At 58.6% G+C, this 20,217-nt stretch carries 20 protein-coding genes and 1 tRNA gene; 9 read left to right on the top strand and 12 right to left on the bottom strand.

What is annotated here, in order from left to right:
* Position 1: 1 nt before the first annotated feature.
* On the bottom strand, positions 2–748 hold the full coding sequence (locus tag GGE33_RS09030; RefSeq protein ID WP_183822538.1) for a GGDEF domain-containing protein: 747 nt from the start codon (positions 746–748) through the stop codon (positions 2–4).
* 180 nt (positions 749–928) lie between these two features.
* Positions 929–2,260, bottom strand: coding sequence for a glutamine synthetase family protein (locus GGE33_RS09025; RefSeq protein WP_183822536.1), 1,332 nt, complete (start codon positions 2,258–2,260; stop codon positions 929–931).
* A gap of 79 nt (positions 2,261–2,339) precedes the next feature.
* Here GGE33_RS09025 and GGE33_RS09020 point away from each other — a divergent pair, with 79 nt between their 5' ends.
* Positions 2,340–3,722: an aspartate aminotransferase family protein gene (locus tag GGE33_RS09020; RefSeq protein ID WP_183822534.1), complete on the top strand. Its 1,383-nt coding sequence runs from the start codon at positions 2,340–2,342 to the stop codon at positions 3,720–3,722.
* Between the two features lie 3 nt (positions 3,723–3,725).
* Here the strand turns inward: GGE33_RS09020 and GGE33_RS09015 are convergent, their stop codons facing one another.
* The 3 genes from GGE33_RS09015 to GGE33_RS09005 all read right to left on the bottom strand — a co-directional run bounded on the left by GGE33_RS09015 (position 3,726) and on the right by GGE33_RS09005 (position 7,814).
* The gene (locus GGE33_RS09015; RefSeq protein WP_183822532.1) at positions 3,726–5,267 is read right to left on the bottom strand and encodes a glycosyltransferase family 39 protein; all 1,542 of its coding nucleotides are present in this window, start codon (positions 5,265–5,267) and stop codon (positions 3,726–3,728) included.
* 32 nt (positions 5,268–5,299) lie between these two features.
* Positions 5,300–6,673 carry an ArnT family glycosyltransferase gene (locus GGE33_RS09010; protein WP_183822530.1) on the bottom strand — a complete coding sequence of 458 codons (1,374 nt, stop codon included), beginning with the start codon at positions 6,671–6,673 and terminating at the stop codon, positions 5,300–5,302.
* Positions 6,674–6,794: 121 nt separating this feature from the next.
* Positions 6,795–7,814: a glycosyltransferase gene (locus tag GGE33_RS09005; RefSeq protein ID WP_183822528.1), complete on the bottom strand. Its 1,020-nt coding sequence runs from the start codon at positions 7,812–7,814 to the stop codon at positions 6,795–6,797.
* Positions 7,815–7,913: 99 nt separating this feature from the next.
* Between GGE33_RS09005 and GGE33_RS09000 the strand changes: the two genes are divergently transcribed.
* Positions 7,914–8,870, top strand: coding sequence for a lysylphosphatidylglycerol synthase domain-containing protein (locus GGE33_RS09000; RefSeq protein WP_183822526.1), 957 nt, complete (start codon positions 7,914–7,916; stop codon positions 8,868–8,870).
* 5 nt (positions 8,871–8,875) lie between these two features.
* Here the strand turns inward: GGE33_RS09000 and vapC are convergent, their stop codons facing one another.
* The 5 genes from vapC to GGE33_RS08975 all read right to left on the bottom strand — a co-directional run bounded on the left by vapC (position 8,876) and on the right by GGE33_RS08975 (position 11,827).
* Positions 8,876–9,265, bottom strand: coding sequence for a type II toxin-antitoxin system VapC family toxin (gene vapC / locus GGE33_RS08995; protein ID WP_183822516.1), 390 nt, complete (start codon positions 9,263–9,265; stop codon positions 8,876–8,878).
* Positions 9,262–9,492 (bottom strand): type II toxin-antitoxin system VapB family antitoxin, encoded by a 231-nt coding sequence (locus GGE33_RS08990; RefSeq protein ID WP_183822514.1) that lies wholly within the window; start codon positions 9,490–9,492, stop codon positions 9,262–9,264. The genes vapC and GGE33_RS08990 overlap by 4 nt, the downstream gene beginning before the upstream one ends.
* Before the next feature lie 60 nt (positions 9,493–9,552).
* On the bottom strand, positions 9,553–11,055 hold the full coding sequence (locus GGE33_RS08985; RefSeq protein ID WP_183822512.1) for an AMP nucleosidase: 1,503 nt from the start codon (positions 11,053–11,055) through the stop codon (positions 9,553–9,555).
* 74 nt (positions 11,056–11,129) lie between these two features.
* Entirely contained in the window at positions 11,130–11,300 is a 171-nt protein-coding gene (locus GGE33_RS08980) for a hypothetical protein (protein ID WP_183685008.1), read from the bottom strand.
* Between the two features lie 188 nt (positions 11,301–11,488).
* Positions 11,489–11,827 carry a DUF2147 domain-containing protein gene (locus tag GGE33_RS08975; protein ID WP_183822510.1) on the bottom strand — a complete coding sequence of 113 codons (339 nt, stop codon included), beginning with the start codon at positions 11,825–11,827 and terminating at the stop codon, positions 11,489–11,491.
* A gap of 497 nt (positions 11,828–12,324) precedes the next feature.
* Here GGE33_RS08975 and GGE33_RS08970 point away from each other — a divergent pair, with 497 nt between their 5' ends.
* Positions 12,325–12,591, top strand: coding sequence for an SEL1-like repeat protein (locus GGE33_RS08970; RefSeq protein ID WP_148145493.1), 267 nt, complete (start codon positions 12,325–12,327; stop codon positions 12,589–12,591).
* A gap of 104 nt (positions 12,592–12,695) precedes the next feature.
* Here the strand turns inward: GGE33_RS08970 and GGE33_RS08965 are convergent, their stop codons facing one another.
* Positions 12,696–13,817 carry a pyridoxal phosphate-dependent aminotransferase gene (locus tag GGE33_RS08965; protein WP_183822508.1) on the bottom strand — a complete coding sequence of 374 codons (1,122 nt, stop codon included), beginning with the start codon at positions 13,815–13,817 and terminating at the stop codon, positions 12,696–12,698.
* A gap of 203 nt (positions 13,818–14,020) precedes the next feature.
* On the opposite strand from GGE33_RS08965, the gene GGE33_RS08960 reads away from it, so the two are divergent.
* Positions 14,021–14,302, top strand: coding sequence for a sunset domain-containing protein (locus GGE33_RS08960; RefSeq protein ID WP_148145491.1), 282 nt, complete (start codon positions 14,021–14,023; stop codon positions 14,300–14,302).
* A 42-nt stretch (positions 14,303–14,344) separates the two neighbouring features.
* Here GGE33_RS08960 and GGE33_RS08955 read toward each other — a convergent pair whose 3' ends face one another.
* On the bottom strand, positions 14,345–14,701 hold the full coding sequence (locus GGE33_RS08955) for a hypothetical protein (RefSeq protein ID WP_246435909.1): 357 nt from the start codon (positions 14,699–14,701) through the stop codon (positions 14,345–14,347).
* Positions 14,702–14,924: 223 nt separating this feature from the next.
* On the opposite strand from GGE33_RS08955, the gene GGE33_RS08950 reads away from it, so the two are divergent.
* The 5 genes from GGE33_RS08950 (at position 14,925) to GGE33_RS08930 (ending at position 20,094) form a co-directional block, all read left to right on the top strand.
* On the top strand, positions 14,925–16,142 hold the full coding sequence (locus tag GGE33_RS08950; protein WP_183822506.1) for an FAD-dependent oxidoreductase: 1,218 nt from the start codon (positions 14,925–14,927) through the stop codon (positions 16,140–16,142).
* A gap of 58 nt (positions 16,143–16,200) precedes the next feature.
* A complete protein-coding gene (locus GGE33_RS08945; protein WP_183822504.1) occupies positions 16,201–17,001 on the top strand; it encodes an aldolase/citrate lyase family protein in 801 nt (266 codons plus the stop codon).
* A gap of 133 nt (positions 17,002–17,134) precedes the next feature.
* Positions 17,135–17,225, top strand: a tRNA-Ser gene (locus GGE33_RS08940).
* 397 nt (positions 17,226–17,622) lie between these two features.
* Positions 17,623–18,741 (top strand): porin, encoded by a 1,119-nt coding sequence (locus GGE33_RS08935; protein ID WP_183822502.1) that lies wholly within the window; start codon positions 17,623–17,625, stop codon positions 18,739–18,741.
* Positions 18,742–19,020: 279 nt separating this feature from the next.
* Positions 19,021–20,094, top strand: a complete 1,074-nt coding sequence (locus GGE33_RS08930) for a porin (RefSeq protein WP_183822500.1) — start codon at positions 19,021–19,023, stop codon at positions 20,092–20,094.
* Positions 20,095–20,217 lie beyond the last annotated feature (123 nt).

Below are 20,217 nucleotides of genomic sequence, written 5' to 3'. Positions count from 1 at the left end.
CCTATATCGACGCGACAGCCTGGTTTCGCCCGCGTGACTTTGCCTGGTAGAGATACTCGTCGGCCCCTTTCAGGCAATCGTCCGGATCGAATCCGGGGCTGCACATCAGCGCTCCGATACTGGCCGAGAGCGGAATACGGGCGCCGGATGAGGAGCGCAGGTCGATCGCCTGTATCGCCTGCCGGACATCCTCGCAGCGCCGTGCCAGCGCCTTCGACGTCAGCCCCACCTGGAAAAGCGCGAATTCCTCCCCGCCCAGCCGGCCGGAAATGTCGTGCTGTTCCATCCGGTGGGCAGCCAGCAGCTTGCCCGTCAGGCGCAGTGCCTCGTCGCCGGTGGCGTGCCCGTACCGGTCGTTGATCGACTTGAAGTGGTCGAGATCGAGAAACATCAGTCCGCCCGTCACTCCCTGCCGGCTGAGGGAGGCCAACTCATCGAGAAATGACGTGCGGTTGAGCAGGCCGGTCAACCCGTCATGGCGAGCAAGCTGCTTTAAGTCTTCATAGGCGACTGCGAGCTTTTCCAGAGCCTCCGTCGTCTCCGCCTTGGCGCGCCTGATCCGGTCGGACTGCCACAGATGCAGGATCGAGGCGGGAATGGAGATCACGAAGGGGCAGACGATCGTCATGATCAGTCCGGCGCCGGCCACCTGCCCACCGAGATGCGGCACGATCGCAAAAGACAGCCCAAGCGAGGCAAGCGTCGCCAATATTCCGATCAGTATCGATTTCACCAGAATAACGCGCATGCGCCGCCCTCAAACCAATCAAATATGGTGATGTGATTAGAGGTCTGAATTTTAACGAGGGCTGAATGAAACGATTAAAGACTGGTCGTATTCTTGCTGTTTGTCAGGATGGGCGAGCAATAATAGGTATATGCGCAAAGACTAACGCTGCCTTGTGCGCATTCCTTACCTGCTGCCGGGTCAAATCCTCGGCAGATAGGTCTGGTAATCGAAGTCGCTGACCGTGCGCAGATAGGTGATCGCCTCCTTGCGCTTCGTGTCGCCATAGAGCTTACGGTAACGCTCGCCGAACACATCGCTAATGAAGGGCGAGGCAGAGAAATCCTCTACGGCGGTCAGAAAATCATGAGTCAGCCGCTTCGTGCCTTCGGGCGGTTCCTGACCGGGTTCTGTTGCCGGACCGGGATCGAGCACCTCGTCCAGTCCCGCCAGCATGCCGCCTAAAATGGCCGTGAGCAGCAGATAGGGGTTGGCGTCGGCGCCTGCGACCCGGTGCTCCACGCGTGCAGCCGGCCCATTGGCGTCGGGAATTCGCACCGCCGTGCCGCGATGCCCGAAACCCCAGTCGATATCGACCGGCGCAAATGACCCCGGCTGGAAACGGCGATAGGAGTTGGCAAAGGGAGCAAAGATCAGCTGTGCATCGCGCATCGTCTTGAGCATGCCTGCCGTCACCGACTTCAGCTTCACCGGATCACCGCCCTTGGCATCCAGAATGTTGTTGCCGTCGCGGTCGATGATGCTGGCATGCACATGCAGGCCGGAGCCTGCCTGATCGCCATACGGCTTGGCCATGCAGGTGGATTTCATGCCGAACTTGCGCGCAGCCTGTTCGGCAATGCGCTTGAGATAGATGCAGTCATCGGCGGCGGCGAGCGCGTCCGCCCGGTGCAGGAGATTGATCTCGAACTGGCCGGGGCCGAATTCGGCTGTCGTCGCGTCAGCGGGAATATCCTGCAGCTTGGCCCAGTGGCGCACCGTCTGCAGGTACTCGTCAAGCGCGTCGACGGCGCTCATGTCATAGAGCTGGAACCCGTTCGGCTGGTCTCGGTACATCAGCTTTTCAGGCGGGCGAGGGCGGCCGGTCTCACGCCAGTCGTCCTGCATCACGTAAAATTCAAGTTCGGTCGCCACCACCGGTGTCAGCCCGCGTTCCTCGAAACGCTTCAGCAGGTTGGCGAGAATGGCGCGCGGGTCCATGAAGCTCGGAGAGCCATCCATCTCGTGCATGGTGGCCAGAACCTGTGTCGAGCCTTCAGGCCCCCATGGCATCGGCGCCGCACTGCGTGGGTCTGGAACGCACTGCCCGTCGGGGTCGCCGATCGTCAGCGACAGGCCGGTAATATCGTCATTGTCGTCGCCCCATATGTCGAGCGACTGGGTGGAGGAGGGCAGCCGAACAAGCCCGTCCCACACCTTCTTTTCCTTCGATTTCGGAATGCGTTTGCCGCGCAGATCCCCGTTCATGCCGACGAGCAGGATTTCGGTATGGGGCTCAATGCGATCGGTCATGAAGCATCATCTCTAAGGTTGCGGAACCTCGTTCGTAGCCGATAAGAATTGACCGCACAATCTTCAGGAGAGCGACGCGATGAACGACAAGCCGGCCATTTCCAATCCTGGCATTTCCAATCTTCAAGCCATCGATGCCGCCCACCACATCCACCCCTTCTCGGACATGAAGGAACTGAACGCCAAAGGCACGCGCATCATCGAACGCGCCGAGGGCGTCCATATCTACGATTCCACGGGGAAGAAATATCTCGATGCCTTTGCCGGGCTGTGGTGCGTCAATGTCGGTTACGGCCGCAAGTCGATCGCCGAGGCAGCCTTCCGGCAGATGCAGGAACTGCCCTATTACAACACCTTCTTCGGCACCACGACGCCGCCGGCGACGCTGCTTGCACAGAAGATCGCTTCGAAGACCGGTGGAAGGATGAACCACGTCTTTTTCACCAATTCCGGCTCGGAAGCGACCGACACATGGTTTCGCATCGCCCGCGTCTACTGGAAGGCGCTCGGAAAGCCGGAGAAGACGCAGGTCATCGCGCGGAAAAACGCCTATCATGGTTCGACCGTCGCCGGTGCCTCGCTCGGCGGCATGAAGCACATGCACGAACAGGGCAACCTGCCGATCGAAGGCGTCCATCATATCGGCCAGCCCTACTGGTATGCCGAGGGCGGCGATCTGACGCCTGCCGAATTCGGCCTGAAAATGGCCCGCGAACTTGAGACCAAGATCGATGAACTGGGTGAGGATCGTGTTGCCGCATTCGTCGCCGAACCGATCCAGGGGGCAGGCGGCGTCATCATCCCGCCCGACACCTATTGGCCGGAAATCGCCCGCATCTGCAAGGCCCGCAACATCCTCCTGATCTCGGATGAAGTCATCTGCGGTTTCGGCCGCCTTGGCTCATGGTTCGGCTACCAGCATTTCGGTGTAGAGCCAGATCTCGCACCGATCGCCAAGGGTCTGTCCTCGGGTTACCTGCCGATTGGCGGCGTACTGGTCTCGGATCGCGTGGCGCAAGTGATGATCAGCGAATTCGGCGATTTCGCCCACGGCTATACATATTCCGGTCATCCGGTTGCCGCAGCAGCCGCGCTGGAAAACCTTCGAATCATCGAGGAGGAAGGGCTGGTCGAACGGGTGCGCGACGATATCGGCCCGTATTTCGCCTCCGCCTGGAAAAGCCTCGAGGATCACCAGGTCGTCGGCCAGGCGGAAAGCGTCGGCCTGATCGGCGGGCTTCAGCTGGCGGCCGATAAATCCACCCGCCGCCGTTATGCAAAGCCCGACGACACCGGCTCTCTGGTGCGCAATCACTGCGTCGAGAACGGCCTGATCATGCGCGCCACCGGCGACCGCATGCTGGCCTCGCCGGCGCTGACGATCACGCGATCGGAGATTGACGAGGTGATCGAGAAGCTGGGCCAAGCACTCGAACATCTGCGCGATACGGTGAAGGAATAGGTTTTAACGCGGCAGATCCATCACCGCATAACCGAAGCGGTACTGGTCCATCGGCCGGCCCCATTGATAGGGGTAGCCGACGATCGCGATATCCTGCGGTGCGGTGGTGATCCCTTGTTCAAGTAGATATCCGGAGAACTCCTTGTCGAAGGCGACCGGCATGCTGCCATCCTTCGTGCGCCAGACGAAAACGACCCGGTCGAAATCCGCAAGCGGCCGGTTTTTCAGTCCCGGCGGCGGCGGTTCCACGGCAACCGGCTGTTCGGGCAGGCTGAAATGCAGGTTGCCGGCAAGCTGCCTGTCCGAGGCGACGACGACCGTATCGGCGCCTGCGGCCTTTTCCGCCACGGTCTTTGAAAGAGCCGCGAATGGAATGTTCACATAGCCGTAATTGCCGTTGATGCGGCCCATATTGGCGCGAAGCGCCAGCGCCGCCGGGATCAGCACCATAATCACGATCGCCACGCCCCAGAGGCGCTTGAAACTCACCTCGACCGGGATTTTTGCTGCATCCACCTTCAGCGCGAGATAGAGCGGTGTGGCGAGCAGAAGTGGCGTCAGCCAGCGATCACGCACGTTCTCGAAACCGGCAAACAGGATCATCAGCACGATCAGCGCAAGCGAGAGCACGAGAATGCGGCCGACAAGCCGCGTCCAGCGACTATGAGCGCTAAAGATGGCTTTCAGGTGCTCGCGATAGACGGCTGCAAAGATGATCAGCGTAAGGGCTGTGAAACTGAAAAAGCCGATCGTCAGTGAGCCGAGGCCGCTGGCAATCCCGCCGATCAGCCCTGCATCGTCACCGCCGAGTTTCTTGAGCGTGCTCTGGCTCGCATCGCTGAAATTGTCGACAAGCCATAGCGCATGCGGTGCGACGATCGCCAGAGCCAGGACACCGGCGGGTATCAGCTTCCAAGAAAGCATCGTACGGCGCATGTCGCGGTCCATCAGCACGGCAAGTCCGGCGGCAACCGGCAGGACGGCAAAATTGTATTTCGTGATGCCACCGATGCCGATGGCAATGCCGAACAGCAGGAAGGCCTCGAGCGTTGGCCGGGAAATGACCCTCAGCAGGGTAAAAAGAAACAGGCATGCGCCGAAAATGGCAGCGACCGTATGTGAAAGGTCGCGCTGCGCCTCGAAGGATACCTGCGGAATGGTGAGAAGCCCGAGTGCGGCAACGACCGCCAGCCGCTTGTCTTCCAGCACCTGCCGTGCAGCGAGATAATAGAAGATGTAGGACAGGAAGAGCATCAGCGCCTTCATGCCCGAGAGAGTGATGATCGAGATGCCGAAAATCTGGATCGCGCCGTGCTGCAGCCAGTTATAGAAGGGCGGTTGCGCGCCATAGCCGGCAAGCAGCCATTGCGACAGATAGACCTGCTCGGACTCGTCGAGTTCCAGCCCGTGCGGAAGCACGAAGCGCACGATGACCTGGATAACGAAATAGGCGGCAAGCACCAGAGCAAGAGTTTGCCCGCTACCGAGCCGGTCGGAAAAAGCTGGTGCGGCATACGCCTGTGTCGGTGAGGAAATCTTCGGCAAATTTGTCTCCGGCATTCTACCTTGACGGCTCGTCAGTTTTGACCTGACGGATCTGCGGTCCAAGCGTAGTTGAATTGTTCCGTGTCGCGCCCGCCCGAGAACGGGTAGGCAACCGCCATCGTTTTGGTGATGAGTGCGGCGGTGTCAATGCCGTTGGAGCGAAGAAACTCTCCAAGTGCGGGAGGCAGGTCCGGCCCATTGGCGCTATTCCAGATCACCAGTCCGCGGTTTTGCGGAGAGATGAACGTTCTGGAACGGGCAAATCCGGGTTGTGCTACTCCGGCTTGTGGGGCGTTGACCCGTGCCGCTGCGGCTAGCGTCATGCCGTCTGCCACGATGAAGTCCAGCGGGGTATCCGCCTCCGCCAGCACTTGGCGAACGAAAGGCACCGAAGGAAAACTGTCCTTCTGGTATTTGCCGTGGAGTGGCCCAAGCAAATTGCCGGCTGTCAGGTAGAGCAGGAAACCAAACATCAGTATCGATGTTGGCACAGCCAGAACTGCGACCGCATGGGGATGTCGATCGAAGCCGCCTGCGGCTTCGATCTTCAGGCAGAGATAAACCGGCAGGAGCAGCAGAAAGGGTGACAACCATTTCTGGCTGATCTTCGTCGCCCCCATAACAAAGGAAATCAGGCCGACAATCAAAAGACAGAGCAGAAACATCCGGCCGATCGCACGCGTCCAGACCGTTCCCGCCCGCCTGCCGGCCCAGATCTCACGACCAAAGGCAATTGCCATGAAAATGATGAGTGGAAGTGCGCCCTCTACGGCTGAGGTGACCAGCGAAATCAGGCCTTCCAGGCGATCGGCGATGAAATTCCCCGAAGGACCATCGCGCATCTCGTCGATCGTATCGGTGGTGGTCGCGTCGATGTTGTTAAGGAACCAGAGTGCATGCGGCATGCAGATGAGCCCCGCAACCAGGATGGTTGCGATCAGCCTACGGTCGAACAGGCGGCGGCGCAGGTCCGGATCAGGCAGAATGGTGAGAATTGCTGCGATCGGAACGACTACGAAATTGTATTTCGAGATCACCCCGATGCCTATTGCAAACCCCGTCAGCGCATATCGCCAGAGCGTGGGCTGTTTCAGCGCGCCGATGAAGCCGTAGAGAAACAGGGAGACGCAGAAAAGCAACGCCACCGCATGACTGAGATCACGCTGAGACAGAACCGAGACCGCTGGAAGGGCCAGCACGCCAAGCATGGCCGCCGCCACGACATCTTTCCGGTCACTGACCTGCCTGACCGCAAGACCGATAAATACACAGGAGAGAAACAGGAGGCTGTTCTTCAGCAGTGTCAGCGCCAGAACCGAGGGACCGATCAGATGGATTACGCCGTACTGAAGCCAGTTGTAGAACGGCGGCTGTCGCCCGTAGCCCAGGAGCAGAAATTGCGACATGAAGATCTGCTCGGACTCGTCCGCTTGCAGGCCTTCGGTCCGCAATACCCTCAGCACGATTGCGGCCAGGCAATAGGCCGCAATCAGCCAAAGAACACGCTCCGGTTTCCGGGTTAGGATATCACACGGCCGGTGCATCAGCCTGATAGACTTCCCTGACGATGTAGCTGAGGGCGCTATCCTCGCGGTAGTAGGTGCGAGCTATCATTTCCGCGATAATACCTGTCGTGATCATCTGTACGGACGAGAGGAACAGCATCACGCCGATCAGGAACAGCGGTCGCGTGCCGATGTCGTTGCCCATGATGAACTTGTCTATGAACAGGTAGAACAGGATCAGTGCCGAGATCGCGCCGAGGCCAAGGCCGAGCGAACCGAAGAAATGTCCCGGCCGCGCCTTGAAGCGCATGAAAAACATCACCGACAGGAGGTCAAGAATAACCCGGAACGTCCGGGAAATGCCGTATTTTGATACACCGTGCTGGCGGGCGTGGTGCGTTACCGGCATTTCGCCGATGCGCGAGCTCGGTACGACACCGGCGACCCAGGCAGGGATGAAACGGTGCATTTCGCCCATCAGCTTCACCTGCTTGATGACCGTCGAACGGTAGATCTTCAGCGAGCAGCCGTAATCGTGGAGGCGCACGCCGGTGATGCGGCCTATCAGCCGATTGGCGATGAAGGATGGAACCTTGCGCAAAAGCAGGCCGTCCTGGCGGTTTTGGCGCCAGCCGACGAGCAGATCGAGTTCACGGCGCTCAAGTTCAGCGACCATCGCAGGGATGTCCTTCGGATCGTTCTGCAGGTCTCCATCGAGCGTGGCGATAAGCCGGCCCTCAGCCTGGTTGATGCCTGCCTGCATGGCGGCCGTCTGGCCGAAATTGCGCTGCAAAGCAACGATCTTCAGGTCGAGGCCGGGGCGATTGAGCGCAGTTCGGGCATTGGCGATCGTGGCATCCGTGCTGCCGTCATCGACCAGGATCAGCTCCCATGAGGCTGCATAACCGGCCATCGACGTCACGATCCGCTCGATCAGGGGCTTGACGCTTTCCTCTTCATTGAAAAGCGGCACGACCAGCGACAGTTCGACCGGGCTGGTCGTCTCGATGAGGCGGGTGACCGACTCTGCTGTTGTACCCACCGTGTGTTTCTCCTAGAAGTGCGGGCTTATACGGGCGGCGCGCCATGGCGCAGCATCGTCGCATAGACCCGAATTTATCGCATTGGGGCCACTTACTATATGAAGAATTATTCCGTTGCCAGCCAGAGAGCGTGGATAATTCGTAACGCCATGACGCTGCTGACGCTGGCGACCGTCGCGCTTTATGCAATCTTCATACAGTGGGTTTGGGGCTGGGCGACCGTGCTGGCTCTATGGAAAAGTGCCGGCCTCGGTTCGGCTTTTCTCGCGCTTGCCGCACTGCTTGGCACCTATGTCCTGCGCACCTGGCGTATCTATGATTATTTTCCGACAGAGACCGGCGGCCGCTTCGGAACGCTGCTGCGCCTCACCCAGGTGCACAATCTTTTGAACATCATGCTGCCCTTCCGTTCGGGCGAGGCAAGCTTTCCGCTGCTGATGAAACGCGAATTCGATCTGTCGCTGGCAAGAAGCACCGCCGCTCTTTTCGTTATGCGGCTTTTCGATCTTCATGCTCTGCTTGCTGCAGCCGGCATCGGACTGGTCCTGCAGCATCATTCGTCATGGGCCTGGGCGCTCTGGTTCGGCTTCCTTGTCCTGCCGGTCGCAGGTTTTGTCCTGCGCGGCATCGGCATTCGGTTTGCTGCAAGGGTACTGCCGGCAAAGGCGGAAAGATTGCTTGCCGAAGTCGAAGCAGGCCTTCCCGTCGATGCCGCAGCCTTTGCGAGGGCCTGGGGCGCAACGCTGATCAACTGGTTCACCAAGATCGCAGTCCTTGCCTGGGTGCTTGGCCTGCTCGGCGGCGTTTCGATGGCACCCGGTTTCGGCGGCGCGCTCGGCGGGGAACTGTCCTCCGTCCTGCCGGTCCATGCGCCCGCCGGTGTCGGAACCTATCCAGCCGGCATCAGCGCCGGTGCCGTCGCCTTCGGCGCCGCAGCCTCGGGGGCTGCTTTCGAAGACCTCGCTCAGGCTGCTGTCAACACCCACCTGCTCGTCATCGTCTCTTCGCTGATCGGCACGGCGCTGTCGCTGTTTGCTGCGAGAGGGAAGGGGTAAAGGGATCAGGCTAATTTTAGCCCGAGGTGTTCGGCCATCGGCAAGTAGTCCTTGTCTCGCTGTAGCTGAGTATATCCGTTTTCTATGCAATAGGTTCCGATGATGAGATCGGGCGCCTTGCTTGTCGTGAAGCCGCGGGCGCGCGGGGTCCTGTAGTTTGACGCTGCCTTGATTGCCAGTTCGCCGGATAACATCTGCGGGATGGGGAAATCCCTGAGGTGCTGTTCTATCCAGCGGGCCTGATGACTATCCCGTGCCCCCTGAAGCACTTCCTTCAGGATGACGTCGCCGAGCAGGACAACTCCGCGCGGTATGAGTGATCTGAGCGTGGAGGCAACCTCGGCATCATCTTTTCGAAAGAGCGATATCCAGACGGAGCTATCCGCGACGATCATTCGCCCTCCTGAAAGCCCCAGCTCGAATATCTAACGGAATTCTCTCTTGAGGCGTCAAGGTCGCATTCCCAGCCGATACCCTCGAGATTGTCGATCGCGCGCAATTGCCTCTTGATCCGCACGAAATCTCTCCGCGCCTGATCAACTGCGGCCTTCTTGGTAGGCAAGCCCCCAAGTTCCATGGCCTCGGCGATAAGGTCGTCATCCAATTCGATATTGGCGCGCATGCTGACCCCATGGTGTATGAATTTTGAAATCATACACCATGGGCATGGTGGCTGGAATTATTACTGGAACGCCGTCTCGTAGAAGCTTCTGAGCTTACGGGAATGCAGCGTTTCGGTCGGCATGGCGGCGAGCTTCTGCACGGCGCGGATGCCGATCTGCAGATGCTGGCTGACCTGTGTGCGATAGAAGGCGGTCGCCATGCCCGGCAGTTTCAGTTCGCCATGCAGCGGACGGTCGGAAACGCAAAGCAGCGTTCCGTATGGCACGCGGAAACGGAAGCCGTTGGCCGCGATTGTCGCCGATTCCATATCGAGTGCGATAGCGCGCGACTGGGACAGCCGCTTCACCGGCCCGCGCTGGTCGCGCAGTTCCCAGTTGCGGTTGTCGATCGTCGCGACCGTGCCTGTGCGCATGATCCGCTTCAGCTCGAAACCTTCATAACCGGTCACTTCCTCGACGGCGCTTTCCAGCGCCTGCTGAACTTCCGCCAGCGCCGGGATCGGCACCCACACCGGCAGGTCGTCGTCCAGCACATGGTCCTCGCGCACATAGGCATGGGCAAGCACATAGTCACCGAGACGCTGGCTGTTGCGAAGCCCGGCGCAATGGCCAACCATCAACCAGGCATGCGGCCGCAGCACGGCGATATGATCGGTGGCGGTCTTGGCGTTCGAAGGGCCGACGCCGATATTGACCAGCGTGATGCCGGAATGGTCGTCCTTCTTCAGGTGGTAGGCCGGCATCTGCGGCATGCGGGTAATCGGCGTCGTCTCCGGCGTATCCTTGCCGGCAAGCGTGATGACATTGCCCGGTTCGACGAAGGCCGTGTAGCCACCGCCACCCTCGGCCATCAGCTTGCGGGCCCAGGCGGCAAATTCGTCGATATAGAACTGGTAGTTGGTGAACAGCACGAAGTTCTGGAAATGCTCGGCACCCGTGGCCGTATAGTGGCTGAGGCGAGCCAGAGAATAATCGATGCGCTGTGCGGTAAACGGTGCAAGCGGCGCCGGTTCTCCCGCCGGAGCTTCATATTCGCCATTGGCGATCAGATCATCGGTATTGGTGAGATCCGGCGTGTCGAACAGGTCGCGCATCGGTATATCGGCCATCGCGTGACCGGCCGAAGCTTCCACATGAGCGCCTTCGCCGAATGCGAAATGCAGCGGGATGGGCGTAGTCGATTCCGACACGGTGACGGGAATGCCGTGATTGCGCATCAACAGATCCAGCTGTTCGATCAGGTAATGGCGGAACAGTTTTGGCCGCGTCACGGTCGTCGTGTAGATGCCGGGGGCCGCGACATGGCCGTAGGAAAGCCGCGAATCGGCATGGCCGAACGAGGTCGTTTCGATCGAGACCTGCGGATAGAAGGCGCGATAACGGCCGGTCATCGTGCCGCTCTTGGCCAGCGCGCCAAAACTGTCGATCAGGAATTTCGTATTACGCTCATAAAGCGCGGTCAGGGCATCGACAGCCGCCTCGGCATTGTCGAAAGCCTGCGGTTCCACCGCGCTCGGGCTGATGTAGGAAAGCGGAGAAAAGGGAGAGATTCGTGTGTTCATGAGCCATTATAAGGAGAACTCCATGACAATCAAACGGCGATCATCGTCCCACTTTTTAGCTTGATTGTGCCTCTTCAAAGCGTGGCAACGCATTCGCCGCTGTTGGAGTAGACACACAGGCTGCCCGTGTTGATGTTGAAGCCCAACGGTCGCTTGGACGGTTGCACGGCAAGTGCGGCAAAGGACAATGCGAAGATCGTCATCATCAAGGTGACGATGGTCAGGCGGCGTGCAATGGTCATCATGATCCTGCTCCCGTAATGTCAGGTTCCGATCGGTTCCTGGCTGAATGAGGGCAGAATAATGGCGACCGGCTGTATGAAGGCTGAGAGCCCTTTTCATCTGGCGTTCAGGGTGATTAACGGGCCGGGCTCCAGATTCCGGGTAGAAAAAAGCCGGCTGTGACAGCCGGCTTCGTATCGGGGGATTAAGGTTAGAGCCGCGTCCATGTCTGCGACTTGCACAGAACCTTCAGCACGCAGCCCTTCATCTTCAGCGTATTGCCGGCAACGGAGCCGGAGCCGCTATAGGTCTTGTCGTTTTCTGGGTCGGTGATCTCGCCGGAATATTCGTCGCCGGTGCCGGACATTTTTCCGATCTGCTTGCCGGCATGTTTGCCGGTTCTCAGCGTTACGCAATAAGCCGATCCGCATTTGCCGATCTCGGCGGTCGCGCCACTCTGGGTCTTCCAGTTGCCCTCGATCGGCTCCGCGGCGTGGCCCGCCGCAGCACTCACCAGCAATGCCGCCGCCGCGGCAAAAGTCTTCAGCATGAGATCCCTCCTCAGATCCTCGTTATTGCGGCGTTCGACAGCCCTCCAGCAATCGACGCCCCGTGTCTAAATTAGCTTACCAGTACGTAAAGGTAAAGTTGCGGAGTGCTGGTAGTAGGCCCGTTTTTCAGATGTTTTCAGCTGACTGGGTGGCGGGCGACTTTCTCTTTCCTGAAACGGAAGCGGAAAACATGGTTAACAAAGAGTTTCGATCGAAATCCTAACGTTTCGTAAACGAAAGCCGAAAACCCTTAACGTGCAGGCATTGTAGTGCTTAACGAAAACTCAAATTTACGAAGCATTTGAACTTTGTTTTCCGCAAGTTAAGCATTCTTTTTAGTCGGATTTTCGAACCTTGGGATCATATTGGTCTCATCAAACGAGCGGGAAAAACCGCCACCCTGATGGATTAACAAAGCCGCATAAGACGGTGGTCCGGAAGGGAATGATGAACAGGGCAGAAGAAGAAACAAGGTCTTAAACAGGGATCAAAACCGATGGCACGCTTTGAAATTTCGATGACTGAAATGGCCACCATGGGTGGCGATGCCCGCGCAGAAGTCTTCTGCGATATGGGCCTGATGTATGCAACGGGCCGCGGGGTCGAAATCGACCTCGTGTCCGCCCACAAATGGCTGAACATTGCCGCCATCAAGGGCTCCGACCGCGCCGCCGAACTGCGTGCCGATCTGACCCCGCAGTTGACGAAGATGCAGCTTGCGGAAGCATTGCGCGCCGCCCGCGAATGGATGACGGTGCACTGAGCAGAACCACTTCGCAGAAGAGCCTGCACTTATCCGGCTTTTCGTAATCAAACCGCGACCGGCAGAGACAAGGCCGGCGCGGTTTTGCCTGGTTCCTATTCAGCTCAGAGCGATTTCAAAACCTGAGGCAACGCGGCCTCCAGAAGCGCCATGTCGGGCTCTTTTCCGGCGCTGATGCGGATGCAGCGGTTGAGAGGCTCGACACCCGGCATGCGAATGAAGACGCCGTGGCCTAAAAGCCCATCGACAATCGCGCGGGCGTAAGCCGCATCGCGTCCGCAATCGATCGCGACGAAATTGGTGGCCGAAGGCAGCGCCTTGAGACCGTTGGCGGCCGCGATCGCTCCAATACGCTCGCGCGATGCCTTGATGTTGCCGACGACTTGCTTGAGATAGGCCTTGTCCTTCAGGGCAGCGATTGCGCCTGCAACGGCGATCCTGTTCATGCCGAAATGGTTGCGGATCTTGTCGAAGGCTTTTGCCGTGCCTTCCGTCGTGATCGCATAACCGACGCGCGCGCCAGCCATTCCATAAGCCTTCGAGAACGTGCGCGTGCGGATGACGTTCGGCATGTCGATCAACGCCTCGATCGACGGCGTCGAGCTTGCCGGCGCCGTTTCGCAATAGGCCTCGTCGAGCACCAGCAGCGTCGTTTCCGGCAGGGCCTTTGCAAAGGCCACGACCTCGTCGGCCTCCCACCAGCTTCCCATTGGATTGTCAGGATTGGCGAAATAGACGAGCGGCGCATTTTCCCGGCGCACGGCATCGAGCAGCCCGTTCAGGTCCTCGCGGTCGTTCACGTAAGGCGTGGTCACCAACCGGCCGCCAAAACCGGCGACGTGGAAATTGAAGGTCGGGTAGCCGCCGAAGGAATTCACCACCGGCATAGGCGTTGCCGCTGCCGGGTCGATGACGAGCCGCACGATCTGGCCGAGAAGGCTGTCGACCCCTTCGCCGATCGCCAGGTTTTCCGGCTTGCAGTTGAGATGGGCAGCAAGCGCCGCCTTGAGGTCGAAATTTTCCGGATCGGCATATTTCCAGATGCCCGTCGCGGCTTCCGTCATGGCTGCAATTACGGATGGCGCCGGGCCGAAGCCGTTTTCATTGGCGCCGATGCGCGCCTTGACGACCGCACCGCTCTTTCGCTCCAGCGCTTCCGGGCCGACAAAGGGCACGGTCGAGGGCAGTGAATTGATCAGCGGAGTAAAACGAGAAAATGCAGGCATGTGGGATAAGTCCGGTTGAAAGCCGGGACACAATAGAAAGCTTTCGCTGCTGTGCAAGGGTAGGAGTTTGACCGGTAGCCTTCCGGACGACGATTCGCGGAATGCCGGACACCTCGATGCATCCTGAGGTTTTGTGATCCGAAATATGCAATTTTAGGAATTGCTGAAGCGAGCAATCAATCTTTTCGGCCCATCTTCGTCGGATGAGCAAATTCGTGCTGATTGTTCTTGGAGCAGCGACCGCGAGTTTCCTCGCCACGGGCGGGCATACGCTGCTTCCGGGCATCCCCCGTTACGTCGAGGCGAATATCGGCACCTCATGCCGGATCAAGGGCAATATCTCGATCAACTCCGGTGAGCGCATTTATCATGTGCCCGGCCAGGAATATTACGATGAAACCAGGATCAGCGCTCAATATGGTGAGCGCTGGTTCTGCTCCGAGGCGGATGCCCAGGCGGCTGGATGGCGCCGAGCGCGGCGCTGATTTTTGCCGGAACCGCCTGCGGCACCAACTCCGTATTCCGACTCAGTGGCTCGTCTCGAAGCTCAGCCGAATGACATGGTGGAGGAATTCAGGGTTGATCAGCATGTTGAAGCCGACCGTCACCTTCTCCTCTTCGCGCGCCATGACCGTGCAGCCGATCTCGTCGCGTATGCCGAGGATGGCGAGGAAGAAATGAGACGGCACCGGAATGTGCGGGGTTACCTCAAGTTCGGCTCCCTGCAGAGAGATCGTACGGATCAGGCAGCGAATACTCGTCTTGGTGCTTAAATGGTGTTCGACGAGCACAATCTTACCCGGCCGATCAATCGTGAATTTTTCAAAGACACGGCGCAGGCCCGCCGGTTCTTGCGTGTTGGTCCCGTCCATCAATGGGGCCATGGTATCCTCCTGACTTGTCCCGCGAATATGATTTTATTCCTGCAATTCTGATGCATTCTAAAGTTGATTGGTAAATTTTTCTCGATCTATGGTGTCCTTATCCGCCTCATTCCGCTCACTGGACACAATGTCGCGTTGTTGACGCCCACGCGTCGCGACGATACGCCTTTGCGGCCGTTCGAGGTGCTATCTCTTGGCGGTCGAACAGGAATGGAGCAAGCAAGTGACAGGCAGGCTGGTAATCGTCGGGGCAGGGCAGGCGGGCTTTGCGCTTGCGGCGAAACTTCGGGCATTGAAGGATACACGGCCCATCACGATGATCGGCGCTGAAGAGGTTTATCCCTACCAGCGGCCGCCGCTTTCCAAGAAATACCTTCTCGGCGAGATGAGTTTCGATCGCCTAACCTTTCGCCCGGATAACTGGTTTGCCGAAAACGACGTGGAAGTCCGACTCTCCACCTATGTCGAGGAAATCGACCGCGAGAAAAAGACCGTCCGCATGCAGGATGGTTCGGGGCTCGAATATGAAACCCTGGCGCTGACGACGGGCTCCACCCCGCGTACTTTGCCTGCCAGCATCGGCGGCGAACTTAAGGGTGTATATACTGTCCGCGACAAGCGTGACGCGGATCGGCTGGCCGATGAAATGAAGGCCGGTCGTCGCCTGCTGATCATCGGCGGCGGTTATATCGGGCTGGAAGCGGCAGCCGTTGCACGCCATCTCGGTCTCGACGTAACGCTGATCGAAATGGCCGACCGTATACTCGCCCGTGTTGCCTCGAAGGAGACCGCAGACATCATGCGCGCGATACATAAAGAGCGCGGTGTCGTGATTTGCGAACAGACCGGCCTTACCCGCCTGATCGGCGAGGATGACCAAGTACGTGCCGCCGAACTTTCCGATGGCACGGTCATCAATGTGGATTTTGTCATCGTCGGCATCGGTGTCACCCCGAACGACCGTCTGGCGCAGGATTGCGGCCTCGATGTCGGCAACGGCATCATCGTCGACGAATTTGCCCGCACCTCCGACCCGTCGATCTTCGCCATGGGCGATTGCGCCCTGTTGCCGTGGGAAGAGGGGCGCATTCGCCTAGAATCGGTACAGAACGCCGTCGACCAGGCCGAATCGGTTGCCGCGACACTTGCCGGCGACGCTAGGCCCTATTTGCCAAAACCATGGTTCTGGTCCGACCAGTACGATGTGAAGCTGCAGATCGCCGGCTTTAATCTCGGCTATGACGAGACGCTGGTGCGCGCAGGCAGCCGCGAGGGAGCCGTCTCGGTCTGGTATTTCCGGAACGGCATGCTGATTGCTGTCGATGCGATCAATGATGCGAAGGCCTATGTAACCGGCAAGAAGATGCTGGAAACTGGCATCAACCCGGACAGGTCCCGCCTGGCCGATCCGGCCACGGATCTCAAGTTGCTGTTATCTTGATTATATATGGTCTGCATTTCGCGGCCGGGATTTATGACGAAAAGGCATAGGAGGAGAAATGCCGGTACCGAAGAATGACTTCAAGGCTGCGATCAGTGCCGGCCGCCAGCAGATTGGCCTATGGCTGAACACCGGCGAGGCGCTTCCGGCGGAGATTGCTGCAAGCGCGGGCTTCGATTGGCTGGTGATCGATTCGGAACACGGGCCGAATGATCTGCGCAGCATTATCGCCCAGTTACGGGCGCTGGCTCCCTTTGCCGTCGAACCCGTCGTGCGCCCGCCTTCAGGCGAGACATGGTTCATCAAGCAGTTGCTGGATGCCGGTGCGCGAACGCTCCTCATTCCCATGGTCGATTCGCCCGAACAGGCCAAAGCGCTGGTCCAGGCCGTGCGTTATCCGCCGCGCGGCACGCGCGGGCTCGGTGCCGCCGTCGCACGCGCTTCGGGTTTTAATGCTATTTCCGATTATGCGCAGACAGCCGATGACGAGATCTGCTTGCTGGTTCAGGCCGAAACGCGTGTCGCCATCGACAATATCGAGGCGATTGCCGCGATAGACGGCGTTGACGGCGTCTTCATCGGCCCGGCGGATCTCTCAGCCGACTTGGGCTGCCTCGGCCGAATCGAGGCGCCGGAAGTGCAGGGCGTCATCGAATCGGCGATCGGCCGAATCATCGCCGCCGGCAAGCCCGCAGGCATCCTGACCTTCAACGAAACTCTCAATCGTCGTTACCTCGAACTCGGTGCAAACTTTGTTGCCGTTGGCGCAGACGTCACCGAGCTTGCCGCGACGCTGAAAAACCTTGCCGGCCGTTACGGGCGCGGCCCGGGCGCAGGTCCGGCAGGCTCGGGTTATTGAGCCGGCAATCTCGTGGATTCGTCCGCTCCGCGCCGAAATAATGCTGCGGCTGGGGTTCATCCCCAGCCTGCGACGCCTCTTTTTGCTAAAAGACCTTGCATTCGGGATTTATCCGCAATAATCAGGCCGCACCGGAGAGGTGGCCGAGTGGTCGAAGGCGCTCCCCTGCTAAGGGAGTATACGTCAAAAGCGTATCGTGGGTTCGAATCCCATCCTCTCCGCCACTATCCTTCATGAAATCGCTGGATCATTAGCGCGAGCGCACGAAGCGCCTGCGAGTTATTCCTGTTGCCTGTCGGCAACATTCTCGCAAAGCTATGTATTCGAATGTGACCTTTCCTTAAGTTGCTGTCGCAAAAACGTTTTCTTAACGAAAACTAAATTTTTAATGACCGCGGACTGCGGTTTTGTGTCCTTTCGGCAACATGGTTTTGGGAAGCTGCCTTGAAACTCTCGCTCATCCACAGTTCGGCATTGCGCAGCTCACGGCGATTTGTATTTTCAACTTCGAAGCGCGGCGGTGGTTCGTCAGCTTTCAAGCACGGGGATGGGCCCAAGGAATTTTTGTCCTTCGGTAAATCAAGACCTAGACCCATACGTAACTTTGACTGGAGGTCAAAAATGAACATCAAGAGCCTTCTTCTCGGCTCCGCTGCTGCCCTCGCAGCAGTTTCTGGCGCACAGGCTGCCGACGCAATCGTGGCTGCTGAGCCCGAGCCGCTGGAATACGTTCGCGTTTGCGACGCTTTCGGCACCGGCTACTTCTACATCCCGGGCACCGAAACCTGCCTCAAGATCGGTGGTTACGTCCGCGTTCAGGTTGACGGCCGTTCGGACTCGGATGTTGTCGGTTCGGCACTCGTTTCTGACGGTGCTGGCGGCTTGGTTGAAGTTGCTACCGGCCAGAACGGCGGCTACCGCACCAACACCCGCGCTCAGCTCGTAGTTGAAGCCAAGAACGACACCGAGTTCGGTACGCTTGCTTCCAAGATCACTGCGCGCGCTAATACCAACGGTTCGAGCTCTGACTTCTATCTGGAAGAAAGCTACCTGCAGCTCGGCGGTCTTCGCGTCGGTTACTTCTACAACTACTTCGATAACGGCCTTCCGGGCGAAACCGTTCTGTCTGACGGTGGTCCGTTCGACAGCGTTTACGGTCTCGGTGGTGACACGCTGAACAACTCGATCCGTTACACCTACGACGCCGGTACCTTCTCGGTTTACGGTCAGGTTGACGCATTCGATTCGCAGGACGGCTGGAAGACCGATGAAGCTGGCAACGATGACGAAATCGGCATCAATGGCGTCATCACTGGCAAGTTCGGTGGCGTAACGCTTGACTTCTTCGCTGGTTATGACTTCGACAGCGAAAATGCAGCTCTTGCTTCTACGCTGACTGCAGAAATCGGCCCGGGTTCGCTCGGCGTCTTCGCTGCTTACTCCTTCGGTGCAAACCGTTACTTCGATGCTTCCGAGTGGACGATCGGCGCAGAATACGCCATCAAGGTCACCGACAAGTTCTCGATCGCTCCTGGCGTTCAGTACTGGGATAACATCGTTCTCGCTTCTGACGGCGACTTCGATGGTGGTGACGCATGGCGCGCTGGTATCACGGCTGATTATAAGATCACCACCGGCCTGTCCGCTAAGGCAACCATCAACTACACCGACGTTGACGCTGGCCAGTTCGGCGATGACGACAAGTGGGACGGTTTCCTCCGCCTGCAGCGTTCTTTCTAATCTGATCTTTCAGATTTGAGCGAAAAGCCCGGCCCAGTGCCGGGCTTTTTGTTTTCGTGATTCGGCTGACATACTTGATTGTCGCAGAAATTAGCGACCCAACATGCACGGACAGGCCGCTAGCCGATGACTTTTCTCGTTAAATTTGTGACAAATAAGTAACTGCAGGCTCACAAGTAGCCGGTTCGCCAAGTTCGCGAAGGCGGAAACGCTTGTGAGAACCGGCTAATCGACTGTACCTTGACGAATGTAAAGCCTAGAGTTGACCGGGGAACCCCAATGAAAATCACGAGCCTTCTCATCGCATCGACCGCGGCGCTTGCAAGCGTCACCGTCGCGCAGGCAGCTGACGCAATCGTCGCTGCCGAACCGGAACCGATGGAATATGTTCGCGTCTGCGACGCCTTCGGCACCGGCTACTTCTACATTCCGGGTACCGAAACCTGCCTCAAGATCGGCGGTTATGTCCGCGTTCAGGTTGACGCTCGCAGTGATGACGACTTCGGCGGGGATAGCGGCTATCGCACAAATACCCGTGGTCATCTGACACTCGACGCGAAGTCGGATACCGAATACGGTACACTTGCTTCGACCATCAACCTGGAAGCCAACACGAATTCGCCGGATGGTTCCGACTTCTTCCTTGATGAAACCTTCATCGAACTCGGTGGTCTCCGCGTTGGTTACTTCTACAACTACTTCGATACCGGACTTCCGGGCGAAACCGTTCTCTCCGATGGCGCACCGTTCGGCAATGGTGGTTTCGGTGGCGACACCCTCAACAACGGTATCCGTTACACCTACGACGCCGGCGCTTTCTCCGTCTACGGTCAGGTCGATGCATTCGACTCTCAGGACGGCTGGAAGGACGACGTACCGGGCACCGGTCGTGGCCAGGATGAAATCGGCATCAACGGCGTCATCACCGGCAAGTTCGGTGGCGTAACCCTCGACTTCTTCGCCGGTTACGACTTCGACCGCGAAAATGCTGCTCTCGCTTCCACGCTGACGGCTGCAATCGGCCCGGGCTCGCTCGGCGTCTTCGCCGCCTACTCCTTCGGTGAAAACCGTTACTTCGACGCCGCTGAGTGGACCATCGGTGCGGAATACGCGATCGCTGTGAATGACAAGTTCTCCATCGCGCCGGGCATCCAGTACTGGGATAACGTTGTTCTCGACGCCGATGGCGATTTCGACGGCGGCAATGCATGGCGCGCTGGTATCACGGCTGATTACAAGATCACCACCGGCCTGTCCGCCAAGGCAACTGTCAACTACACCGATGTTGACGCAGACGATCTCGGCGACGCCGACCGTTGGGACGGCTTCCTGCGTCTGCAGCGCTCGTTCTAATCCGGCTCTCGGATCTAATTTGGAAAGCCCGGCCTTGTGCCGGGCTTTTCTTGTTCTGGCGACGTCGAAATTCGTCCGTGATAAATTGGTAACTGTCAGTTTCCAACTGCGTGATGTAGTGGA

Origin of the sequence: Aliirhizobium cellulosilyticum (assembly GCF_014198105.1) — a bacterium.
Lineage (GTDB): Bacteria > Pseudomonadota > Alphaproteobacteria > Rhizobiales > Rhizobiaceae > Neorhizobium > Neorhizobium cellulosilyticum.
The sequence above is the reverse complement of the archived record's forward strand: the minus strand, read 5'-3'. Positions and strand labels throughout refer to the sequence as shown.